Origin of the sequence: Marivita sp. S0852, from assembly GCF_046591575.1 — a bacterium.
Lineage (GTDB): Bacteria > Pseudomonadota > Alphaproteobacteria > Rhodobacterales > Rhodobacteraceae > Marivita.
This window is the reverse complement of the sequence record NZ_JBIQWA010000003.1, coordinates 174,502-194,698: the sequence shown is the minus strand read 5'-3', so window position 1 is coordinate 194,698 and position 20,197 is coordinate 174,502. Positions and strand designations below refer to the sequence as shown.

The window sequence follows — 20,197 nt, the reverse complement described above, 5'->3', positions numbered from 1 at the left end:
TATGGTAGGCCCGGCAGGACTTGAACCCGCAACCAAAGCGTTATGAGCGCTCTGCTCTAACCAATTGAGCTACAGGCCCGCCATGAGTGTTTCACTATCAGACAACCGGGGCGCGTCAAGAGGCGCTGCGACACGCGGATGATGGACTTGTGCCCATGCCTGCGCTAAGGCAGCCGCGAGCACCGGAGGGCGTATCATGACAGACGGCAAAAATGGCATCACCTATGCAGATGCAGGTGTGGATATCGACGCGGGCAATGCGCTGGTTGACCGGATCAAACCTGCGGCCAAACGCACCGCGCGGCCCGGAGTGGTGTCGGGGCTGGGCGGGTTCGGCGCGCTGTTCGACCTCAAAGGCGCGGGCTATACCGATCCGGTTCTGGTGGCGGCGACCGATGGCGTGGGCACCAAGCTGCGCATCGCAATTGACACCGGCCACGTTGATGGCGTGGGTATTGATCTGGTTGCGATGTGTGTGAACGACCTTGTTTGCCAAGGTGCCGAGCCGTTGTTTTTCCTGGACTATTTCGCCACTGGCAAGCTTGAGACCGACATCGCCGCGCGGGTCATCGAAGGAATTGCCGAAGGCTGCGCCTTATCCGGCTGTGCGTTGATTGGCGGCGAAACCGCCGAGATGCCGGGCATGTATCCGGCTGGCGACTTTGATCTGGCGGGCTTTGCCGTCGGGGCCATGGAGCGCGGGACGGATCTGCCACGCGATGTGACCGCAGGCGATGTGCTGTTGGGGCTTGGCTCTGACGGGGTGCATTCAAACGGTTATTCGCTGGTGCGCAAGCTGGTCGAGATATCCGGCCTGAGCTGGGAGGCCGATTGCCCCTGGAGCGATGGCACATTGGGGCAGGCGTTGCTGACACCGACGCGGCTTTACGTAAAGCAAGCTTTGGCCGCAATCGGGCAGGGCGGCGTAAACGCCCTGGCGCATATCACCGGCGGCGGGTTGACGGAAAACCTGCCACGGGTCCTGCCCGAAGACCTGGGCGCGCAGATTGATCTGTCCGCATGGGATCTTCCCCCGGTTTTCCAGTGGTTGGCCAAAACCGGCACCATGTCAGAGGCCGAATTGCTCAAGACATTCAACTGTGGCATCGGCATGATCCTGGTAGTCAAACCGTCAGACCGTGACGCGATCACGGCGGTGTTGACCGATGCGGGCGAAACCGTATCCGAGATCGGGACTGTCACCGGCACACCGGGCGTGGCCTATTCCGGCGCTCTTTTGTGACACAACGCGTTGCGATCCTGATCTCTGGTGGCGGGTCCAATATGGTGTCGCTGGTCGAGGATATGCAGGGCGATCATCCGGCGCGACCGGTTCTGGTTGTCTCCAATGTTGCGGATGCCGGCGGTCTTGAGAAAGCCCGATCCCGGGGCATTGCGACCGCGTGTGTGGATCACACAGCCTTTGGAGCGAATCGCAGCGCGTTTGAGGCGCGCTTGTCAGAGGTTTTGGAGGCGGCGAAGCCGGATGTCATATGTCTGGCCGGGTTCATGCGCGTGTTAAGCGCACCCTTCGTGACCCGGTGGCAGGGCAAGCTTTTGAACATCCATCCGTCGCTGCTGCCGAAATACAAAGGGCTGAACACCCATGCCCGCGCCCTTGCTGCGGGCGACTCGGAGGCGGGGTGTTCCGTGCATGAAGTCACAGCCGAACTGGATGGTGGCCGGGTGCTGGGACAGGCGCGGGTGCCGATCTTACCCGACGACACGCCAGAAAAACTTGCACAGCGCGTTTTGGCGCAAGAGCATGTTCTTTATCCAAAAATCCTGCGCCGCGTCGCGATCGGAGACCGCTCGCGGCTGGATCTGCCTTGAAATGACCCAATCTTGCGCTATGCAGGGTTTTACGCTTCCGCTATGCGTAAGACGGGGTGCCAAAGAAAAAACGATAAAAGAACGACCCATTATATGCACGTTGTGACCACGACCCAGGATTTGGCTGCGTTCTGTCAGCGCGCCGCCCAGACGGCTTATGTAACCGTCGATACCGAATTTCTAAGAGAACGGACCTATTACTCAAAGCTGTGCCTGATCCAGCTGGCCTATCGCGGCAACGGGGAGGATGACGCAATTCTGGTCGATCCGTTAAGCAATGGCCTGTCGCTTGATCCCCTGCTGGAGCTGTTCAAAAATCCGGACGTGGTCAAAGTGTTCCACGCGGCGCGCCAGGATCTTGAGATTTTCTATATCGACCACGGTGTGATCCCTGAACCGCTGTTTGACACACAGGTGGCGGCCATGGTGGCCGGTTTCGGCGATCAGGTCGGGTACGAGACGCTTGTCCGCAAAATCGCCAAAGAATCGCTTGATAAATCATCCCGGTTTACCGACTGGTCGCGACGGCCCTTGTCGGACAGTCAAAAAACCTATGCCCTGGCGGATGTCACTCATCTGCGTCAAATCTATGAATTCCTGAAAAAGCGTCTTGCCGATAGCGGTCGCGACAAATGGGTCGAGGAAGAAATCGCCACGTTGCTGGCTCCAGACACATATGTCACCCATCCCGACGATGCCTGGATGCGCATCAAGACGCGCTCGAACGCGCCGCGGTTTTTGGCCCTGATCAAGGAACTGGCCAAATTTCGCGAAAGCTATGCCCAGGATCGCAATATCCCGCGCAGCCGGGTCTACAAGGATGATGCGCTGGTTGAACTGGCTTCGACCAAACCCAAAGATATGAGCGACCTGGGAAGGTCGCGGCTTTTGCTTCGGGATGCGCGCAAAGGCGATATCGCCGAAGGTATCCTCAAAGCCGTGCACCGCGCCCAAAGCCTGCCGAAAGACCAATTGCCGGTTCTGGACAATCCGCGCCAATCCCCGCAGGTCAATCCGGCACTGGCCGATCTGCTTCGGGTCTTGCTCAAGGCGAAAACCGAAACCTCGGGTGTTGCCTCGAAACTGATCGCCTCGGCCGCCGATCTGGATGCGCTGGCCTCTGGTGCCAGGGATATCGCGGCTTTGCGGGGATGGCGCCGCGAGGTGTTTGGTGAAGACGCTCTGCGTTTATGCGAAGGGCGTGTCGCGCTGGCCGCAAAGGGCAAGCAGGTTCAGATCATCGAGATCTAAGCCCCTCAGCGGCGCGCTGTTCTTGCGTTATCGGCCCCGCGCACCGTGATTGACCGAATGCCCCGCAGATCCTGATCCGTGATCCACACCGCTGCTGTGACCTGACGGGCCAGCGGGCCAGCAGAGCGCGGGCCAGCCTGCTGCCGCGCGCGCAAGTCAAACACAAGCGTATCATCGGTGCTGGCGTCGTCATCGGCGATCAATCGCACATCAAACGGGCCGACGCGGCTGGCCTGACCCGTGGTACGGATGATCGCCCCACCGGGACGGCGCTCGATCAACAGTTCTGTGATCTGCGCAACAGGGCGTCCGGCATAAACCGCAGCCTGGTTTGTGCGGAACACCGACGCGCGACGAGCCGGGATCAATGGATTTACCTCGCTGTCGGCGGGGGTCATCGCGGACGGATCAGGCTGGCCGGACCCAAACCAATTCAGCGGATTGAACCGGGACTGGTTGATGGCGGTACAGCTGGTCAGCACCACCAGTGCGAGGGTCAAAAGCGTCACGGGTTTGCGCATGGTCGGTCCCTTTGCCTGTCTTCTTTCGACGTAACCGATTGCGCCGCCATTGAAAAGCGTCAAGCCCGGGCTGGACGTTTCTGATCGCTCTGCATAGGTGTTTGGAACACGGAAAGACCAGTGGAGTTCACGATGGCCAGCGCTGCGTTTGAAGATATTGTTGAGGATTTCGAATTTCTTGACGACTGGGAAGATCGCTATCGAATGGTGATCGAACTGGGCAAGGCCATGGAGCCGTTGCCAGAGGCGCTGAAAGTGCCCGCAACCAAGGTTGACGGCTGTGCCAGCCAGGTGTGGCTGCACCCACAGATCGATGGCGGCGTGGTGCACTTTGACGGGGAAAGCGACGCGATGATCGTCAATGGTCTGATCGCGGTTCTGCGCAAGCTTTACAATGGCCTTCCACCGTCAGAGGTGGTGGCGATTGATGCCCGCGCCGAACTGGGGCGTCTTGGGCTTAACGATCACCTATCTGCGCAAAGGTCGAACGGGCTGCGCGCAATGATCGAGCGTTTGCAGGGGTTTGCAGCAAACTCTTCATCCTAGACAATCCCTACAGAAACCCGCTGCTTTCTCTGTTTCACAAATATCTCGGGGGTTTGGGGGCTGGCCCCCAATCCGCCATAACCGTCAGTCGTTGCTGCTTCGGGTAAAGCGGGCCGCATCGGCAGCGGCGCGGCGAATGGCGTTCGATTTGTGCACGGTTTCCTGATACTCGGCTTCGGGATCGCTGTCATAAACAACCCCGCCACCGGCCTGGATATACAGCTTTTGATCCTGCACCAACGCCGTGCGCAGGGCGATACACATATCCATATCGCCTCCTGCGCTGAAATACCCGACAGCGCCGCCATAAAGGCCGCGTTTCTCCGGCTCCAGCTCATCAATGATCTGCATCGCACGCACCTTGGGCGCGCCGCTCACGGTGCCCGCTGGCAGACCGGCAAGCAAAGCGGACAGCGCGTCATGATCGGGGCTAAGTTCGCCCACCACGTTCGAGACGATATGCATGACGTGGCTATAGCGTTCGATGATGAATTGCTCGGTCGGGCGGACCGTGCCGATTTTGGCGACACGCCCGACATCGTTGCGGCCCAGATCCAGTAGCATCAGATGTTCCGCGCATTCCTTGGCATCGGCCAAAAGATCGGCCTCCAGGGCGGCATCTTCCTGCGGTGTGGCTCCACGGGGACGGGTGCCTGCGATTGGGCGAATGGTCACTTCATCGCCAAAGACCCGCACCAGGATTTCCGGGCTGGCGCCAATAATCTGAAACCCGCCAAAGTTAAAGTAAAACATAAAGGGCGACGGATTGGTTCTTCTAAGGGAACGATAAAGTGCAAATGGCGGAAGCGGAAAATCCTGTGTCCATCGTTGCGCCGGGACGACCTGAAAGATGTCGCCTGCTTTGATGTAATCCTTGGCTTTTTCAACGGCCGCCTTGTATCCCTCGTGGGTGAAATTCGACACCGGGGGCGCGATATCGGCGGCGTCTCCCATTTCGCGGGCCTGTTGCGGCAAGGCGCGCTCCAGATCGCGAACTGCGTCCATCACCCGCTCGGCCGCCTGCGCATAAGCGGCGCGTGCGGTCAGCCCGTCATTGACCCAGGCGGGGGACACCACGGTCACTTCGCCTTTCACCCCGTCCAACACCGCCACGACAGAGGGCCGCATCATAATTGCGTCGGGCAGGCCAAGCGGGTCGGGGTTCACATCGGGCAAATGTTCAACCAGCCGGATCATATCGTAGCCAAGATACCCGAACAGGCCAGCCGCCGATTGGGGCAGGCTTTCGGGAAGGTCGATTTTCGATTCGGCGATCAGCGCCCGCAAGGCGGTCAGCGGATCGTCTAACTGCGGCTCAAATGCGTCCGGGTCATAGCGTGCAGACCGGTTGATGCTGCTTTGAGTGCCATGACATTTCCAGATCACATCGGGTTTCATCCCGATGATCGAATACCGCCCCCGCACGTCTCCGCCGGTGACGCTTTCGAGAACAAACGCGTCTTTCGCCGCCCCCGTCAGTTTGAGCATCAAAGACACCGGCGTGTCGAGATCAGCGGCAAGCTGTGCAGACACAACTTGATTCTGACCCGCTTCATAGGCGCGGGCAAAGCTGTCGTAATCGGGAGTCAAATGGGCCATAATCTATTGAATGATTGCGTGAACGGCATTGATTGCCGTCTGGTTGACCTCAACCCCGCCACGGATCTGCACATCGGTGGCAAAGGCACGAAACAGGTCTTCTGCGATGCTGCTGGCCGATTGATTGCGCAGGGCGTTGGCCAATTGTTCGATATCGTCATCGTCGCGATTGACCGGTGTGATTGCATCAAGGCGCAGGATAAGCACGTCGCCTGTCCCGGCAAGCGCGCGTGTGTCGCCGTCTTGCATCTCGAACACCGCGCCCAGAAGGTTGGGAGGCAAATCCGTGATCTGCGCGTTGCGGCCCAGATCCGTTTCGGAATTCGGCGTCAGTCCCAGGTCTTCGAACGTGGCACCCTCTGCCAAAGAACCGGCCAGTGCTTCTGCTCTGACCATCAACTGCGCAGTCTGTTCGCGGGTGTCCCATCCCTGGCGCACCTGATCTATCACATCTTCAAGCGGCTGCGGGGCCGGGGGTTGAATACGATTGAGGCGCATCGCAAAGACGCCGCCATCCCCCAATTGCTCAACGCTGGGAAAGTCGTTTTCCGTCAAAACAGACGCCGCTTCGCGAAAGGCGTCATAGGCGGCGATGTCGCCATCGGCACCGGGAAACCAGTCGATCTGGCCCAAGGTGATCTCGGTGCCGTCTGCGATTTCTTCAAGCGTGGCACCTGCCGCCAGATCATCATCCATGCTCAGCGCCATCGTTTCGATCACACGACGCGCGCGGTCAAGCGCCAGCGCACCGCGCAGGTCGGCGCGAGCGTCTTCGAAACTGGTGGTCTGAGCATCGAGAATCGCATTGATACGATACAGGGCCGGACCAAGATTGGAGGGAAGCGGGCCGACCACAGCACCGGTTTCGGCAGCAAACACCCCATCGGCGGCATCGCCCAGATCTTCGCGGGTCACGTCGCCCATATCAACATCCGCTAAAGCCAATCCGCGATCCGCAACCAGATCCTCAAAGCTGGCGGTGCCGGTATTGACGCGCTCCATCGCGGCATTCGCGGCCTCGGCGTTGCTATAGACCAGACGTTCGACCAGACGGCGCTCTGGCTGATTGAATTCGTTGAACCGCTCGTCATAGGCGGCCCGCAGCGCCGCGTCATCCACCTCGACCGTGTCGACGATCATTTCCGGTGTGATCCAGGCATATGTGATGTCGCGCAGTTCGGGCAGGGTGTAGGCGTCGATGTTTTCGTCGTAATATGCCTGCAGGTCCGCATCAGACGGCGTTGGCAACCCGGTTTGAAGATCCGAGCCGTCCAATCGCGCCCAGGTGAAATCCCGCGTTTCTCCGGTAAAGGCCAAAAGCGTGTCGACATAGGTATCCGGAAGCGCGGTGCCCGCGACAATCGCGGTCTGCAGAATGGTGCGCGATGTGTCCTCGCGCAGCTGTTCTTCGAACTGCGCCTCGGACAAACCCTGATTGCGCAAGGCAAAGCGATAGGCCTCGCGATTGAAGCTGCCATCGGCCCCCTGGAATGACGGCACCTGCAACAACTGGTCGGCCACCACGTCGTCACCGACGGACAGACCAATATTGGCGGCTTCGTTATCAAGGCCCCGCGCAGTGATCAGCTGTGCCAGCACCTGTCGGTCAATACCCAGGCTTTGGGCCTCGGACATGGGCACAGCGCGCCCGGCCTGCGCGGCAAAGGCGTTGATTTCGGTGCGCAAAGCCAGAACATAGGCATCGGTCGACACTTCTTTTTCGCCAACGGTCGCCACGCTACGGGCGGTCCCTGTCAGGCTTGTGGCCCCAAAGCCCGCCAGACCGACAAACAGCAGACCCATAAGAATCCAGATGAAGGTCTTTGACAGTTTGCCTTTGCCCATAGCCATATAAACGGTCCCTCGTGCCTGATGCAGATATGTGCGTTGTGTCTACGCGGGGGATGTCGGCGTCGCAAGAGGCCAGTCAAGGCTGGCCAGACGCGCAAACAACGTTGTGATTTCGGCCCGATCCACATTGGCAAAAGCGATGCGGATTTGCCGCTCCCCGGAGGAGTCATCGGCTGGAGTGAACATGGTGCCGGGCAGGGCCAGAACACCAATCGCTGACACCAGCTTAGGGGCCAGATCGGCGCTGCTGGCGGCGAATGGGTGTTCGAGATAGGCAAAATACGCGCCACACCCCATCAAACGCCAGCCCTTGGCGGTGAGGAGGGGCATGTTGTCGTGAATCGCCGCGCGCCGGTCCAGGATTTCGCGGCGTTGCCGGTCAAGCCAGTCATCCAGATGTTCCACCCCCCAAAGCGCGGCTTTCTGGCCAAGCTGCGACGGGCAAATGGCAACCGTATCCAGAAACTTTTCAACCTCGGACAGCAGATCGGGGCTGGCAAAGATCGCACCAACCCGGTGCCCGGTCAGCCGATAGGCCTTGGAAAAGGAATAAAGCTGGATCAGGGTATCACCCCAGTTTGGATCGGACACCAAACCGTGCGGCGGGCCATCGCGGCTGTCAAAATCACGATAGATTTCGTCGACGATCAGTTTGATCCCATGCGCGCGCGCCAGATCGAAAAACGCCTGCAGCGTTTCGGCAGGATATTCCACGCCGCCAGGATTGTTGGGGCTGACCAACGCGATGGCGCGGGTGGTGTCGGTGATGAGCGCTTTGGCGGCCTGCACATCGGGGATCAGGTCGGGGCCTGTCTTGAGCGCGACTGCGGTCACGCCGGACATATCGAGCCACATCTTGTGATTGAAATACCAGGGTGTGGGCAGAATGACCGTGTCTCCGTCGCTGCATATCGCGGCAATTGTAGCTGCAAATGCCTGATTGCACCCCGAGGTGATGGCCACGTTTTCGGGTTTCACCCGGCCCTTATACTGTGCCGACCACCGTGCGGCGAGCGCGTCACGCAAGGCGGGCAAGCCGAGCACCGGTCCGTAAAGGTGGGTTTCGGGGTCTTTCAGAGCCTCTGCCATCGCATCGCGCAACGCTTCGGGGGGCGGGTCGACCGGGGCGGCCTGACTGACATTGATCAACGGAGTGTCTTCAGAGAAGGTCACATCGGCAAGCCAGCGGCGGGCTTGCATGACAGGTGGGGCAAAGGTTGTCTGGGTCCGGGAGGTCATGTGGGTCACTTCGCATTTAGCGCCAGAAACGTGCTGGATTGGAAGGGGGGACGAAGGGGCGCTGCCCCTCTTGGCCTGCGGCCAATTCACCCCGCGGTATTTTCAGCAAGAGGAAAGCCGGGATCAGTCTTTGCCCCGGTACGGTTCGACATATTGCAGCGCCATGTCCCAGGGGAAGAAGATCCAGGTGTCCTGGCTGACCTCGGTGATGAAGCTGTTGACCTGTGGCCGGCCCATCGGTTTTGCATAGACAGTGGCAATATGCGCCTTGGGCATATGGCTGCGGACCACTTCCAGCGTTTTACCGGTATCGACCAGATCGTCGATCACCAGAACGCCGGTGCCGTCCCCCACAACAGTCATGTCAGGGCTTTTGATGACGGTCGGCTCTGACTGGGTTTGGTGGTTGTAGCTTTTCACGCTGATCGTATCGACCATGCGGATATCCAGTTCACGCGCGATGATCATGGCCGGGGCCATGCCGCCACGGGTGATGGCCACGACCGCTTTCCAGGCCCCCTGATCCGGGCCTTGCCCGTCGAGCCGCCAAGCCAGCGCGCGGGCGTCACGATGCAGCTGGTCCCAGCTGACGTGGAAGCCTTTTTCGTGCGGCAATTGATGTGTCATGCAGATCTCCTATCGGGACGGCGGGTTATTCCTTGGACATGTCGGGCGCATCGACGGCCTTCATGCCGACCACGTGATAGCCTGCATCCACGTGATGGGTTTCGCCTGTGACACCAGAGCTGAGATCCGACAACAGGTAGAGGGCGGATTTTCCCACATCGCCGATCGTGACGTTGCGGCGCAGCGGCGAGTTGTATTCGTTCCATTTCATGATGTAGCGGAAATCGCCGATGCCAGAGGCGGCGAGCGTTTTGATCGGACCTGCGGAAATGGCGTTGACGCGGATGCCGTCCTTGCCCAGATCCTCGGCCAGGTAGCGCACAGAGCTTTCCAGAGCGGCCTTGGCCACGCCCATGACATTGTAATGCGGCATGATCCGTTCGGCCCCATAATACGTCATGGTAAGGGCCGATCCACCGTTGGTCATCATCTTTTCGGCACGTTGCAGCACAGAGGTGAAGGAATACACCGAGATGTCCATTGTCATGTTGAAATTGTCGCGCGTGGTGTCGACATAGCGCCCGCGCAATTCGCTTTTATCGGAAAATCCGATTGCGTGCACAATGAAATCAAGGCTGTCCCAGCGGGTTTTGAGCGCGTCGAACAGGCTGTCGATGGTGGCCTCATCGCTGACATCGCAGGGCAGAACGATGTCAGAGCCGAGCTGGGCGGCCAGTGGTTCAACGCGTTTTTTCAACGCATCGCCCTGATAGGAAAAGGCCAGATCTGCCCCTGCGTCGCCCAAGGCGCGCGCGATGCCCCACGCGATGGATTTGTCATTGGCCAGGCCCATAATGAGGCCGCGCTTGCCAGCCATAATCGCGTTTTGCATGATGTTATGCCTTCTTATTGCTGTTGTTATTTTCGTTTAGGCGAAGCTGGATAAAGCAGCAAGTCCGAGCATGTGACTGTTTGTCTGACGGGCGCTTGTTGACTCGACGTTTGTGTAGACAAATGCAGATGTCCGCCCATACCCCGGACCCCAAGATGGAGAGTACCATGACAGATCGCACAGGAATTTTTGCCGGCGACAACCCCTTTGAAATCGCGCGCAGCTGGTTAAAGGACGCTGAAGCCAAAGAAATTAACGACCCGAATGCCATCGCATTGTCGACAGTGGACAGCGACGGGATGCCGAATGTGCGAATGGTGCTGTTGAAGGACATCGAAGACGACGCCTTTGTCTTTTACACCAATTACGAAAGCCAGAAAGGCCAAGAGATCGCGGCCTCAGGTAAGGCGGCGTTTGTGATGCATTGGAAATCCCTGCACCGCCAGATCCGTGTGCGCGGCACCGTAACCCGCGAAGAAGGAGAGACAGCCGACGCCTATTACGCGTCACGGTCTCTCAAAAGCCGGTTGGGGGCCTGGGCGTCGAAACAGTCGCGCCCGCTGGGGTCGCGGACAGAGTTGATGGCGGATGTGGCGAAACTGACCGCCAAGTTGGGAACAAATCCACCGCGGCCGCCGTTCTGGGGCGGGTTTCGCATTACCCCGACCGAGATTGAGTTCTGGGCCGATGGGGCGTTTCGGTTACATGACCGGTTTCGCTGGAGTCGGGCTTTGGAAAATAAATCATGGGATATTAAGCGGTTAAATCCGTAACATTGACGTGACGTGAAATGCAGGCCTTGTTTCCCTCGGAGTTTTCATGTGTTTTAACGTTGCACGAAGTGTTGCGGACACCACATTCTAAGGTGGAAAGAAATGTTGGATAAGATCGTGGAACAGGCAGAAAACGTTGACGAGCGCGTCTCAGGTCACGTGAAATGGTTTGACCCCTCCAAAGGTTTTGGGTTTTTGGTGTCGGATACCGGTGGGCCGGATATTCTTTTGCATGCCAATGTATTGCGGAACTATGGGCAGGGATCGGTTGCAGATGGCGCGCGCATTGATGTGATCGTGCAAGCTACGGATCGCGGCCTTCAGGCGATTGAAATCCTCGAAATCTCTCCGCCGGACAGCGACGATATCGCACCGTTGGAAGATTTCAGCGGCGTGTCCCCCGAAGAGATTGCAGCCGCGTCTTTGGAACCGGCGCGGGTGAAGTGGTTTGACAAGACCAAGGGCTTTGGCTTTGCCAATGTTTATGGTCGGTCGGAAGATGTGTTTATCCATATCGAAGTCTTGCGCCGCTGCGGTCTTTCCGATCTGTTCCCCGGAGAAGCCCTGGCGCTGCGTGCCATTGACAGCAAGCGCGGGCGCATGGCGGTAGAGGTGCTCGCGTGGGAAAGTGGTTTGGCCTAGGGTTTGCTTTATGCGTTGCGATGACGTCGAACTTGGCCGCGGCGTCTGACACGTGCGCATATGATACGGTGTTCTTGCGCGGTGACTGGGGATCTGCCCGGATTACCGTTGATGTGGTGGACACGCCCGAGACACGCAGCCAGGGATTGATGTTTGTTGAAAGCCTGCCGCGACTGGCGGGGATGCTATTTGTATATGAGCGAGAGCAGACGGTGTCGTTCTGGATGAAGAACACGCTAATCCCGCTGGACATGATCTTTGCAGATGGGGCCGGGGTGGTTCAACGCGTCCACCATAATGCCCGCCCCGGAGACCTGACGCCGATTGCCGGCGGGTCACACATTCAGTTTGTGTTGGAAACCAATGCCGGTCTGGCGGAAATGCTGGGCATTGATGTCGGCACCGAATTGCGACACCCGGCAATCCCGGCCAATTCTGCTGCCTGGTCCTGCGCTTCTTGATGAAATTGCAAAAAAGCACTTTTCAATTCCGGTGGGCACCGCTAAACGACGCCTCAGTCGGGGCGTAGCGCAGCCTGGTAGCGCGACGGTTTTGGGTACCGTAGGTCGCAAGTTCGAATCTTGCCGTCCCGACCATTCTTCAAATCAAATCACGATCATTGCGGCCATGTTTATGCTGCCAATCTGAGGTCGGGTTTGCCTGTGTTTGGTCGGCAACATTCCACCTGTGTCTGGTTTCGATTCGGATGTCGCGCCAAGGGGCGCAAAACCGACGGAAGAAGGCGCTCATCCTTGATGTGAGCGCCTGTGGATAACTTTCGAAAAGAGCGGGATTTTTTACGCCAGGCTTTTCCACAGGTCTATACACCGGTCATCCACATGTGAATCACCACCGCTTGTGTCTTTGGTGACGGTCAACCCAAAATCTATGTCCAAATTCCTAAAAATTCGGTTGACGACTGCAAGACATTTCCGTCAATTAGTGCAGGTCGAAGCGGACAACCACTACATATAGTGTCTGCGCCGACAGCAGGGACGGGTATACCGGATTACAGCTTGGACGTGGCTCATCTGCGCGCAATGACGTGCGCGGGTCCGGAATGTTTGTGCCAATCGCGGCCCGAAAGGGTCATGGGGTAGTATTAGAAAAAAGAGACCGGTGGGATGAGAATCGAGAGAAAATTTACAAAAGCAGGGCAGGATGCATACGCGGGGATCGAATTCGTTTCGACAACATCCGAGATTCGCAATCCGGACGGCACAATCGTGTTCAAACTGGATGACGTCGAAGTGCCGGCCAGCTGGAGCCAAGTCGCAAGCGATGTGATCGCGCAAAAGTATTTCCGGAAAGCCGGCGTTCCGGTTGCCATGAAGAAGGTGAAAGAGAAAGGCGTCCCCAGCTTTCTCTGGCGGTCCGTCGCAGAAAGCGACACCACCAACCGCACAGGCGAAACGTCGTCCAAGCAAGTGTTTGATCGTCTGGCAGGTGCCTGGGCCTATTGGGGCTGGAAAGGTGGCTACTTCACCACCGAGGAAGACGCCCAAGCCTATTATGATGAAATGCGGTTCATGCTGGCCACACAAAAGGCCGCGCCCAACAGCCCCCAGTGGTTCAACACCGGTCTTCACTGGGCCTATGGGATCGACGGGCCATCGCAGGGTCACTATTATGTCGATTACCAGTCCGGCGCGTTGACCAAATCCTCTTCTGCCTACGAACACCCACAGCCCCATGCCTGCTTTATTCAGTCCGTTGCTGACGATCTGGTCGGCGATGGCGGCATCATGGACCTGTGGGTCCGCGAAGCACGTTTGTTCAAATATGGCTCTGGCACTGGCACAAACTTCAGCAGCCTGCGCGCGGCGGACGAGCCGCTGTCGGGTGGGGGCAAATCCTCCGGCCTGATGGGCTTTCTCAAGATTGGCGACCGCGCGGCGGGTGCGATCAAGTCGGGCGGCACAACACGCCGGGCGGCAAAGATGGTGATCTGCGATGCGGACCACCCGGACATCGAGGAATTCATCAACTGGAAGGTGAAGGAAGAGCAAAAAGTTGCCTCCATCGTCGCCGGATCAAAGATGCACGAAAAGATGCTGAACGCGATCTTTGACGCGATCGGCACATGGGACGGGCTGGAAGAAGATGCCTATGATCCCAAGAAAAACAATGCCTTGAAGGGCGCAATTCGCGCAGCCAAAGGGGTGATGATCCCAGAGACCTATATCAAGCGTGTGCTGGACTACGCACGGCAAGGATATGCGTCGATTGAATTCCCGACCTATGACACAGACTGGGATTCCGAGGCCTATGCCTCTGTGTCGGGCCAGAATTCCAACAATTCCATCCGCGTTACAAATGCGTTCCTGCAGGCCGTCAAAGACGATGCCGATTGGGAGCTGATCCGCCGCACCGATGGCAGCGTCGCCAAGACGATCAAGGCGCGTGATCTGTGGGAAGATGTGGGCCACGCGGCGTGGGCCTGTGCCGATCCGGGCATCCAGTTCCACGACACGGTGAACGAATGGCACACATGCCCCGAAGACGGCGAGATTCGCGGCTCAAACCCGTGTTCCGAATACATGTTCCTTGATGACACGGCCTGTAACCTGGCGTCGATGAACCTGCTGACCTTCCTCAAGGACGGCGAATTCCAGGCCGATGACTACATGCACGCCACACGCCTGTGGACATTGACGCTTGAAATCTCTGTGATGATGGCGCAGTTCCCATCCAAGGAAATCGCGCAGCGGTCTTATGATTTCCGCACGCTGGGGCTTGGGTTTGCCAATATCGGCGGTCTGCTGATGAACCTCGGCTACAGTTATGACAGCGAAGAGGGCCGTGCGCTGTGTGGTGCATTGTCAGCGATCATGACCGGCGTGTCCTATGCCACATCGGCCGAAATCGCGGGCGAGTTGGGACCGTTCCCCGGTTACAAGAAAAACGCCAACCACATGCTGCGCGTCATCCGCAACCACCGCAACGCCGCCTATGGCGCAACGGATGGGTATGATGCGCTGTCGGTCAAGCCAGTTGCCCTTGATCACGCCAATTGCCCGGACAGCAAGCTGGTCGATCTGGCGATGTCGTCCTGGGATGAGGCACTGCGTCTTGGCGAACAACACGGATACCGCAACGCGCAGGCCACAGTGATCGCGCCCACGGGCACCATCGGTCTGGTCATGGATTGCGACACCACCGGGATCGAGCCGGACTTTGCATTGGTGAAATTCAAGAAACTCGCCGGCGGCGGTTACTTCAAGATCATCAACCAATCGGTTCCGGCAGCACTGGAAAAGCTGGGCTACGGGTCGGCGCAGATCGAAGAGATCGTGTCCTACGCCGTCGGTCACGGCACAATCGGCAATGCGCCGGGGATCAACCACACCTCGCTGATCGGTCATGGCTTTGGCCCGGCACAGCTGGAAAAGGTCGATGGTGCATTGGCGGCTGCCTTTGACATCCGGTTTGTGTTCAATCAGTGGACGCTGGGCGAAGAGTTCTGCCGCGATGTTTTGGGCATCCCGACCGAAAAGCTCAACGATCCGACCTTCGACCTGCTGCGCCATCTTGGCTACAGCAAGGCGGATATCGACGCGGCCAACGACCATGTCTGCGGAACGATGACGCTGGAAGGCGCGCCACATCTCAAGGACGAGCATCTGCCGATCTTTGACTGCGCCAACCCGTGCGGCAAGAAGGGCAAACGCTTCCTGTCGGTCAACAGCCACATCACCATGATGGCAGCAGCACAATCCTTTATCTCGGGTGCGATCTCGAAAACGATCAATATGCCCAACGATGCGACCATCGAGGATTGCCAGAAAGCCTACGAGCTGTCCTGGTCGCTGGGCACCAAGGCGAATGCGCTGTACCGGGACGGATCGAAACTGTCACAGCCCCTTGCAGCCGCCCTCGTCGAAGACGACGAAGACGCCCAAGAGGTGCTGGAATCCGGCTCTCTGCCCGAAAAGGCGCAGGTGCTGGCCGAAAAGATCGTCGAAAAAATCGTGATCAAGGAAGTCACCCAGCAACGCGAAAAGATGCCCGAGCGGCGCAAGGGCTACACCCAGAAAGCCGTCATCGGCGGGCACAAGGTTTATCTGCGCACCGGTGAATACGCGGACGGGTCGCTGGGCGAGATCTTCATCGACATGCACAAGGAGGGCGCTGGCTTCCGTGCGATGATGAACAACTTCGCCATCGCGGTGTCGGTCGGTCTGCAATACGGCGTGCCGCTCGAAGAATTTGTCGATGCCTTCACCTTCACCAAGTTCGAACCGGCGGGCATGGTACAGGGCAATGATAGCATCAAGAACGCGACGTCGATCCTCGATTACATCTTCCGTGAACTGGCGGTCAGCTATCTGGACCGCACCGATCTGGCCCATGTCAAACCCGAAGGTGCCACCTTCGACGACATCGGCCGCGGAGAAGAAGAAGGCGTCTCAAACGTCAAGGAAATCAGCGAAACAGCGGCCTCCAAGTCATTGGAAGTGCTGAAACAAATTTCCTCGACCGGCTATCTGCGTAAGCGCTTGCCGCAAGAACTGATCGTGCTTCAGGGCGGTCAATCCAGCGCGGTGGCGTTTGGCGGCGGTGGTGATCCGGTAACAGCGCTGAACACGCTCGTGCCCGAAACCGGAGGTGTGGCCACGGCGGTCGCCACGCACACCACCAGCACATCGACGACGGCCATCACAGCCGTGACCCGCGCCAAGATGCAGGGCTACGAAGGCGAAGCCTGCGGCGATTGCGGCAACTACACGCTGGTGCGCAACGGCACCTGCATGAAGTGCAACACCTGCGGCGGCACGTCCGGGTGTAGCTAACCAGTCACGAGGCGGGTGCGCCCGCCTCTGACGCGCGTCGGGCCGCAGGCAAGATTATTCCGAGCGGTGTATAAACTGAGAGCTTGACGAGCGAAACTCAAAGGGGGTCCAAGTGGCCCCCTTTTTTTCATTCTTCTTGCTGAAAATATCCCGGGGGAGGCCGCAGGCCGGGGGCAGAGCCCCTTTAGAACGCAGACGTGATCCCCACGGCGTCCCGCAACCGGGCGCGGGCGCGGGCCAGGCGGGACATGATCGTGCCGACCGGGATGTTCAGCTCTTTGGCCAACTCACTCGGTGTGATCTCTTCGAACGCCACACGGCGCAGCAGGGCACGGTCGGTCTGGGGCAAGGTGTCCAGATGGGCCAGCACCTCGGTGCAGAAGCAGGCCAATGAGGCATCATCCGATTGTGGGTGATCGTCGTCTTCCAGCACGTCCTGACGCGACGCCAATTTGAGCCGCGCTGACGCGGCATGGCGCAGAGCTGTCATCATATAGGGCAGGGGCCGTTCTATCCGCGCACCATTGGCTTCGCGCTCTAACAGCGCGACGCAGGCATCGTGGCACAAATCCTCGGCATCCGCAGAGCTGTGGGTCAAACGGCGCGCGCGGGCATGCAGGCGGGGGAGGTGGGTCATATCCATGCCGCCTTTATGACAGCGGGAAAAACCCCGACCAGCCCGGGGCTTTCCGCCGATGGCGGTCTGCCGCGCTTTTTCAGCAAGGGCTTGCGCATCCTGGCCGCTGTTTTTGGCGGGTCTGCGCGCACTTCGGGGCCGGCGGGATGCGGGGCGCGGTTTCGGCCTCATACCCCATGAAGGTCGCAATGATGCGGCGCTTCGGAATATGTTTGACATGGAGACACTCAATGAAACTCTCAATGACCAAGTTGTTCGTACTGGGCCTGATCGCAGCTCCGATGGCAGCTGTAGCGGCAGACTACGTCGCTGCGGATAGCAACGGCGATGGGATGCTGTCACTGGAAGAGGTACAGGCCATTCTTCCAGAGATGACCACCGACACTTTCATCACAGTTGATGCCGACGGCGACGGCCTGTTGAACGCGGATGAACTGGCCGCGGCCCAGACCGAAGGGCTGATCCCGGCATCTGACGGGTAAACCCTAAACGGCAGCCCCGGCGCGACCTGCGCCGGGGCGCTTTTTGTTTCATTGCATAGCTCACCAGTTTGTTCCGCACCCAGTTTGCGTGACACAAACCCGCGACCTCATTGGCAGCAGACGCTAAGACTGCAGCGCGCGAAAATCTTTCAGGCTCTTTCCGGTCTCATCTACGAACAACCCGGGCACCGGTGTCAGATCCTGAACGCGGTCCATGCGGAAGGTTGCGAAATCCTCGGTGGTTTCGTCCCAGACAATACAGGTCCAGATCCGACCCCAGTAATCCAGATGCAGCGGGCGCACGGTGTGAAACCCGGTTTCGCCCTCAAGCCTGAGCCGAAGTTTCTGCCGGGCGCGAATGGCTTTGCGAAAGGCGGGCATGTGCCGGAAGCCTTGCGCGGCCTCGGCGAATGGGTAGGTGGCAAAGCCGAACCGCCCGGTCGGGCTATCGACATCTTCTGGCAGGACCGCATCGATCTTTTGCGACAACGCGCGGGCGGCCTCGGCCAGATCTTCAGTTTCGCCCGCGCCGACAGCCGCCAACCCGATATGCAGCGCTTCGAGTTCGCTCTGCGTCAGGTTGAGAGGTGGCAATGTGATCATGGCCTGCGCGGTATAGCCTGACCCGCGCGCGCCTTCGACCGGCACACCAGAAGCGGCAAGCGTGTCCATGTCGCGATAAATCGTGCGGACCGACACACCCAGATCCTGCGCCATGGCTTCGGCGGTGTGCAAATGCCCATCCTTGAGCCGCTGCATAAGAGCATACAATCTGTCAGCACGTTTCACGCGATTCTCCGTCCGGGGCGGGACAATACTGACAAAAACCTGTCAGCTGACAAGCTCTTGACAAAAATCGTTTCGAAAAGCCCGGTTTCCACGGTGTTTGGCGCTTTTCCCGAACGCCCAAAGGCATTAGATAAAGCCGATCAAGACACGCCGCGTTGCGGCGAGACACGAGTTAGGAGAGAGCCATGCTCAACAATATCGGCCTTCCCGGCCTTCTGCTGATTGCCGTTGTGGTGCTGGTGCTGTTTGGCCGCGGCAAGATTTCGTCACTGATGGGCGAAGTGGGCAAAGGCATCACCGCGTTCAAAAAGGGCGTGAAAGACGGCACCGAAGAAATCGAAGAGGCCAATGCCGCCGACGCCAAAGACGTGACCCCCGAGAGCGAGACCACGTCCAACAAGGACAAGGTGTAAGCCAAAATGTTCGATCTGGGCTGGACCGAGCTGCTGGTGATCGGCGTTGTTGCGTTGATCGTCGTGGGACCCAAAGACCTGCCGGTGCTGTTTCGCAACCTTGGCAAGTTCATGGGCAAAGCGCGCGGCATGGCGCGCGAGTTCAGCCGCGCGATGAACGACGCCGCCGATGATGCGGGCGTGTCGGATATGGCCAAGACGTTCAAATCCGCAACCAATCCGGTGTCCTCGGCCATGGACGGGGTCAAGGACGCGGCCAAATCGATGACCGATATCAACCCGGAGAGCGAAACCGGCAAGCTGTCGGCCGAACGTCAGGAAGCCAAGAAAAAGATCGAGCTGTCAGCCGCAAAAGCCGCGGCCGAACGCAAGGCCCGCGAAGCCAAGCAGGCCGCCGATAAGCTGGCCGAGATGGAAGCCGCCGCCAAAACGCCTGCACCAGAGCCGAAAGACAACACATGAACACCACGCCCGATGAGATCGAGGACAGCTCTGCCCCGTTGATCGAGCATCTGGCAGAGCTGCGCAATCGGCTGATCCATTCCGTTGTTGCGTTCCTTGTCGGAATGATCATTTGTTTCACCGTGGCGACGCCGGTGTTCAATTTTCTGACCGCACCATTGTGTCAGGTGCTGGCCACGCGCGGACAGGATTGCGACCTGATCTTCATCAGCCCGCAGGAAGGTTTTTTTGTCGCCATCAAAATCTCGCTTCTTGGCGGCTTTATGTTGGCGTTTCCCTATATCAGTCTACAGATGTGGCGGTTTGTGGCACCGGGATTGTATAAATCGGAAAAAGGTGCGTTTCTGCCCTTTCTGATCGCCTCTCCGTTCATGTTCCTGCTGGGCGCGTCCTTTGCGTTCTACGTGGTCACGCCGCTGGCCTATGATTTCTTTCTGGGGTTTCAGCAATTCGGCGGCGACGGCGAAGCGATTGTCGACGAGGACGTGGCTCAGGGGCTTTCGGTGGTGTTTCAGGGCTCGGCACAGGAATATCTTAACCTGACGGTCAAATTCATTCTCGCGTTTGGGCTGTGCTTTCAGCTGCCCGTCTTGCTGACCCTGATGGGCAAAGCCGGGCTGGTCAGTTCGGTGGGGCTGGCCGCCGTGCGCAAATACGCGGTTGTCGCCATTCTGGTGCTGGCGGCGCTGGTCACGCCTCCGGATGTCATCACGCAGGTGATCCTGTTTGTTGTGGTGTTCGGTCTGTACGAAGTGTCGATCTTTCTGGTGCGCCGTGTCGAGCGCAAACGCGAGGCCGAGCTGCGGGCTCAGGGCCTGTGGATGGAAGATGACGACGACGATCTGGACGACGATCCGTTGATGAAGGAATTCGATCAGGACGAAGACGAGGACGCGCGCAAGTGAGC

20 protein-coding genes and 2 tRNA genes are annotated in these 20,197 nt (G+C 58.7%); 13 read left to right on the top strand and 9 right to left on the bottom strand.

Going from position 1 to position 20,197, the window contains the following annotated elements:
- Positions 1-2: 2 nt before the first annotated feature.
- A tRNA-Ile gene (locus ACG74X_RS07355) sits at positions 3-79 on the bottom strand.
- A gap of 117 nt (positions 80-196) precedes the next feature.
- Between ACG74X_RS07355 and purM the strand changes: the two genes are divergently transcribed.
- From purM to rnd, 3 genes are all read left to right on the top strand, one after another.
- Positions 197-1,243 (top strand): phosphoribosylformylglycinamidine cyclo-ligase, encoded by a 1,047-nt coding sequence (gene purM / locus ACG74X_RS07350; RefSeq protein WP_411233654.1) that lies wholly within the window; start codon positions 197-199, stop codon positions 1,241-1,243.
- A complete protein-coding gene (purN, locus tag ACG74X_RS07345) occupies positions 1,240-1,833 on the top strand; it encodes a phosphoribosylglycinamide formyltransferase (protein ID WP_411233653.1) in 594 nt (197 codons plus the stop codon). Before purM ends, purN begins: the two co-directional genes overlap by 4 nt.
- 93 nt (positions 1,834-1,926) lie before the next feature.
- Entirely contained in the window at positions 1,927-3,084 is a 1,158-nt protein-coding gene (gene rnd, locus ACG74X_RS07340) for a ribonuclease D (protein ID WP_411233651.1), read from the top strand.
- 5 nt (positions 3,085-3,089) lie between these two features.
- On the opposite strand, the gene ACG74X_RS07335 is transcribed toward rnd, so the two are convergent.
- On the bottom strand, positions 3,090-3,605 hold the full coding sequence (locus ACG74X_RS07335) for a hypothetical protein (protein ID WP_411233649.1): 516 nt from the start codon (positions 3,603-3,605) through the stop codon (positions 3,090-3,092).
- Between the two features lie 132 nt (positions 3,606-3,737).
- Between ACG74X_RS07335 and ACG74X_RS07330 the strand changes: the two genes are divergently transcribed.
- Complete coding sequence (locus tag ACG74X_RS07330) at positions 3,738-4,151, top strand: SufE family protein (RefSeq protein WP_411233647.1); 414 nt, start codon at positions 3,738-3,740, stop codon at positions 4,149-4,151.
- Positions 4,152-4,235: 84 nt separating this feature from the next.
- On the opposite strand, the gene trpE is transcribed toward ACG74X_RS07330, so the two are convergent.
- The 5 genes from trpE to fabI form a co-directional block, all read right to left on the bottom strand.
- Positions 4,236-5,750 (bottom strand): anthranilate synthase component I, encoded by a 1,515-nt coding sequence (gene trpE / locus ACG74X_RS07325; protein WP_411233645.1) that lies wholly within the window; start codon positions 5,748-5,750, stop codon positions 4,236-4,238.
- 3 nt (positions 5,751-5,753) lie between these two features.
- Positions 5,754-7,601 carry a peptidyl-prolyl cis-trans isomerase gene (locus ACG74X_RS07320; protein ID WP_411233643.1) on the bottom strand — a complete coding sequence of 616 codons (1,848 nt, stop codon included), beginning with the start codon at positions 7,599-7,601 and terminating at the stop codon, positions 5,754-5,756.
- A gap of 42 nt (positions 7,602-7,643) precedes the next feature.
- Positions 7,644-8,840 (bottom strand): aminotransferase, encoded by a 1,197-nt coding sequence (locus ACG74X_RS07315; protein ID WP_411233641.1) that lies wholly within the window; start codon positions 8,838-8,840, stop codon positions 7,644-7,646.
- 123 nt (positions 8,841-8,963) lie between these two features.
- Positions 8,964-9,467, bottom strand: coding sequence for a xanthine phosphoribosyltransferase (gpt, locus tag ACG74X_RS07310; protein WP_411233639.1), 504 nt, complete (start codon positions 9,465-9,467; stop codon positions 8,964-8,966).
- Positions 9,468-9,492: 25 nt separating this feature from the next.
- Positions 9,493-10,299 (bottom strand): enoyl-ACP reductase FabI, encoded by an 807-nt coding sequence (gene fabI / locus ACG74X_RS07305; protein ID WP_411233638.1) that lies wholly within the window; start codon positions 10,297-10,299, stop codon positions 9,493-9,495.
- A gap of 167 nt (positions 10,300-10,466) precedes the next feature.
- Between fabI and pdxH the strand changes: the two genes are divergently transcribed.
- The 5 genes from pdxH to ACG74X_RS07280 all read left to right on the top strand — a co-directional run bounded on the left by pdxH (position 10,467) and on the right by ACG74X_RS07280 (position 16,507).
- Positions 10,467-11,072 (top strand): pyridoxamine 5'-phosphate oxidase, encoded by a 606-nt coding sequence (gene pdxH, locus ACG74X_RS07300; protein WP_411233636.1) that lies wholly within the window; start codon positions 10,467-10,469, stop codon positions 11,070-11,072.
- 102 nt (positions 11,073-11,174) lie between these two features.
- The gene (locus ACG74X_RS07295; RefSeq protein WP_411233634.1) at positions 11,175-11,714 is read left to right on the top strand and encodes a cold-shock protein; all 540 of its coding nucleotides are present in this window, start codon (positions 11,175-11,177) and stop codon (positions 11,712-11,714) included.
- Positions 11,715-11,734: 20 nt separating this feature from the next.
- Positions 11,735-12,175 (top strand): DUF192 domain-containing protein, encoded by a 441-nt coding sequence (locus ACG74X_RS07290; RefSeq protein ID WP_411233632.1) that lies wholly within the window; start codon positions 11,735-11,737, stop codon positions 12,173-12,175.
- A 58-nt stretch (positions 12,176-12,233) separates the two neighbouring features.
- Positions 12,234-12,310 (top strand) — tRNA-Pro (locus ACG74X_RS07285).
- Positions 12,311-12,838: 528 nt separating this feature from the next.
- On the top strand, positions 12,839-16,507 hold the full coding sequence (locus ACG74X_RS07280; protein ID WP_411233630.1) for a vitamin B12-dependent ribonucleotide reductase: 3,669 nt from the start codon (positions 12,839-12,841) through the stop codon (positions 16,505-16,507).
- A gap of 184 nt (positions 16,508-16,691) precedes the next feature.
- Here ACG74X_RS07280 and ACG74X_RS07275 read toward each other — a convergent pair whose 3' ends face one another.
- The gene (locus ACG74X_RS07275) at positions 16,692-17,144 is read right to left on the bottom strand and encodes an RNA polymerase sigma factor (protein ID WP_411233628.1); all 453 of its coding nucleotides are present in this window, start codon (positions 17,142-17,144) and stop codon (positions 16,692-16,694) included.
- 230 nt (positions 17,145-17,374) lie between these two features.
- Between ACG74X_RS07275 and ACG74X_RS07270 the strand changes: the two genes are divergently transcribed.
- A complete protein-coding gene (locus ACG74X_RS07270) occupies positions 17,375-17,626 on the top strand; it encodes a hypothetical protein (RefSeq protein WP_411233626.1) in 252 nt (83 codons plus the stop codon).
- A 123-nt stretch (positions 17,627-17,749) separates the two neighbouring features.
- Here ACG74X_RS07270 and ACG74X_RS07265 read toward each other — a convergent pair whose 3' ends face one another.
- Positions 17,750-18,415, bottom strand: a complete 666-nt coding sequence (locus ACG74X_RS07265) for a helix-turn-helix transcriptional regulator (RefSeq protein WP_411233624.1) — start codon at positions 18,413-18,415, stop codon at positions 17,750-17,752.
- A gap of 185 nt (positions 18,416-18,600) precedes the next feature.
- On the opposite strand from ACG74X_RS07265, the gene ACG74X_RS07260 reads away from it, so the two are divergent.
- From ACG74X_RS07260 to tatC, 3 genes are read left to right on the top strand one after another with little or no spacing between them, the layout of a single operon-like run.
- Positions 18,601-18,828 (top strand): twin-arginine translocase TatA/TatE family subunit, encoded by a 228-nt coding sequence (locus ACG74X_RS07260; protein ID WP_411233622.1) that lies wholly within the window; start codon positions 18,601-18,603, stop codon positions 18,826-18,828.
- A gap of 6 nt (positions 18,829-18,834) precedes the next feature.
- Positions 18,835-19,290 (top strand): Sec-independent protein translocase protein TatB, encoded by a 456-nt coding sequence (gene tatB, locus ACG74X_RS07255; RefSeq protein ID WP_411233620.1) that lies wholly within the window; start codon positions 18,835-18,837, stop codon positions 19,288-19,290.
- On the top strand, positions 19,287-20,195 hold the full coding sequence (gene tatC / locus ACG74X_RS07250) for a twin-arginine translocase subunit TatC (RefSeq protein ID WP_411233618.1): 909 nt from the start codon (positions 19,287-19,289) through the stop codon (positions 20,193-20,195). Before tatB ends, tatC begins: the two co-directional genes overlap by 4 nt.
- The last annotated feature ends 2 nt before the right edge of the window (positions 20,196-20,197 follow it).

Excerpts from the sequence above, each read along its gene's own strand:
- pdxH (WP_411233636.1), top strand. The coding sequence starts at position 10,467 with ATGACAGATCGCACAGGAATTTTTGCCGGCGACAACCCCTTTGAAATC.
- trpE (WP_411233645.1), bottom strand. The coding sequence starts at position 5,750 with ATGGCCCATTTGACTCCCGATTACGACAGCTTTGCCCGCGCCTATGAA.
- tatB (WP_411233620.1), top strand. The coding sequence starts at position 18,835 with ATGTTCGATCTGGGCTGGACCGAGCTGCTGGTGATCGGCGTTGTTGCG.
- ACG74X_RS07335 (WP_411233649.1), bottom strand. The coding sequence starts at position 3,605 with ATGCGCAAACCCGTGACGCTTTTGACCCTCGCACTGGTGGTGCTGACC.
- rnd (WP_411233651.1), top strand. The coding sequence starts at position 1,927 with ATGCACGTTGTGACCACGACCCAGGATTTGGCTGCGTTCTGTCAGCGC.
- ACG74X_RS07330 (WP_411233647.1), top strand. The coding sequence starts at position 3,738 with ATGGCCAGCGCTGCGTTTGAAGATATTGTTGAGGATTTCGAATTTCTT.
- gpt (WP_411233639.1), bottom strand. The coding sequence starts at position 9,467 with ATGACACATCAATTGCCGCACGAAAAAGGCTTCCACGTCAGCTGGGAC.
- ACG74X_RS07295 (WP_411233634.1), top strand. The coding sequence starts at position 11,175 with ATGTTGGATAAGATCGTGGAACAGGCAGAAAACGTTGACGAGCGCGTC.
- ACG74X_RS07270 (WP_411233626.1), top strand. The coding sequence starts at position 17,375 with ATGAAACTCTCAATGACCAAGTTGTTCGTACTGGGCCTGATCGCAGCT.
- purM (WP_411233654.1), top strand. The coding sequence starts at position 197 with ATGACAGACGGCAAAAATGGCATCACCTATGCAGATGCAGGTGTGGAT.
- tatC (WP_411233618.1), top strand. The coding sequence starts at position 19,287 with ATGAACACCACGCCCGATGAGATCGAGGACAGCTCTGCCCCGTTGATC.
- ACG74X_RS07290 (WP_411233632.1), top strand. The coding sequence starts at position 11,735 with ATGACGTCGAACTTGGCCGCGGCGTCTGACACGTGCGCATATGATACG.
- ACG74X_RS07280 (WP_411233630.1), top strand. The coding sequence starts at position 12,839 with ATGAGAATCGAGAGAAAATTTACAAAAGCAGGGCAGGATGCATACGCG.
- ACG74X_RS07315 (WP_411233641.1), bottom strand. The coding sequence starts at position 8,840 with ATGACCTCCCGGACCCAGACAACCTTTGCCCCACCTGTCATGCAAGCC.
- fabI (WP_411233638.1), bottom strand. The coding sequence starts at position 10,299 with ATGCAAAACGCGATTATGGCTGGCAAGCGCGGCCTCATTATGGGCCTG.
- ACG74X_RS07260 (WP_411233622.1), top strand. The coding sequence starts at position 18,601 with ATGCTCAACAATATCGGCCTTCCCGGCCTTCTGCTGATTGCCGTTGTG.
- ACG74X_RS07275 (WP_411233628.1), bottom strand. The coding sequence starts at position 17,144 with ATGACCCACCTCCCCCGCCTGCATGCCCGCGCGCGCCGTTTGACCCAC.
- ACG74X_RS07320 (WP_411233643.1), bottom strand. The coding sequence starts at position 7,601 with ATGGCTATGGGCAAAGGCAAACTGTCAAAGACCTTCATCTGGATTCTT.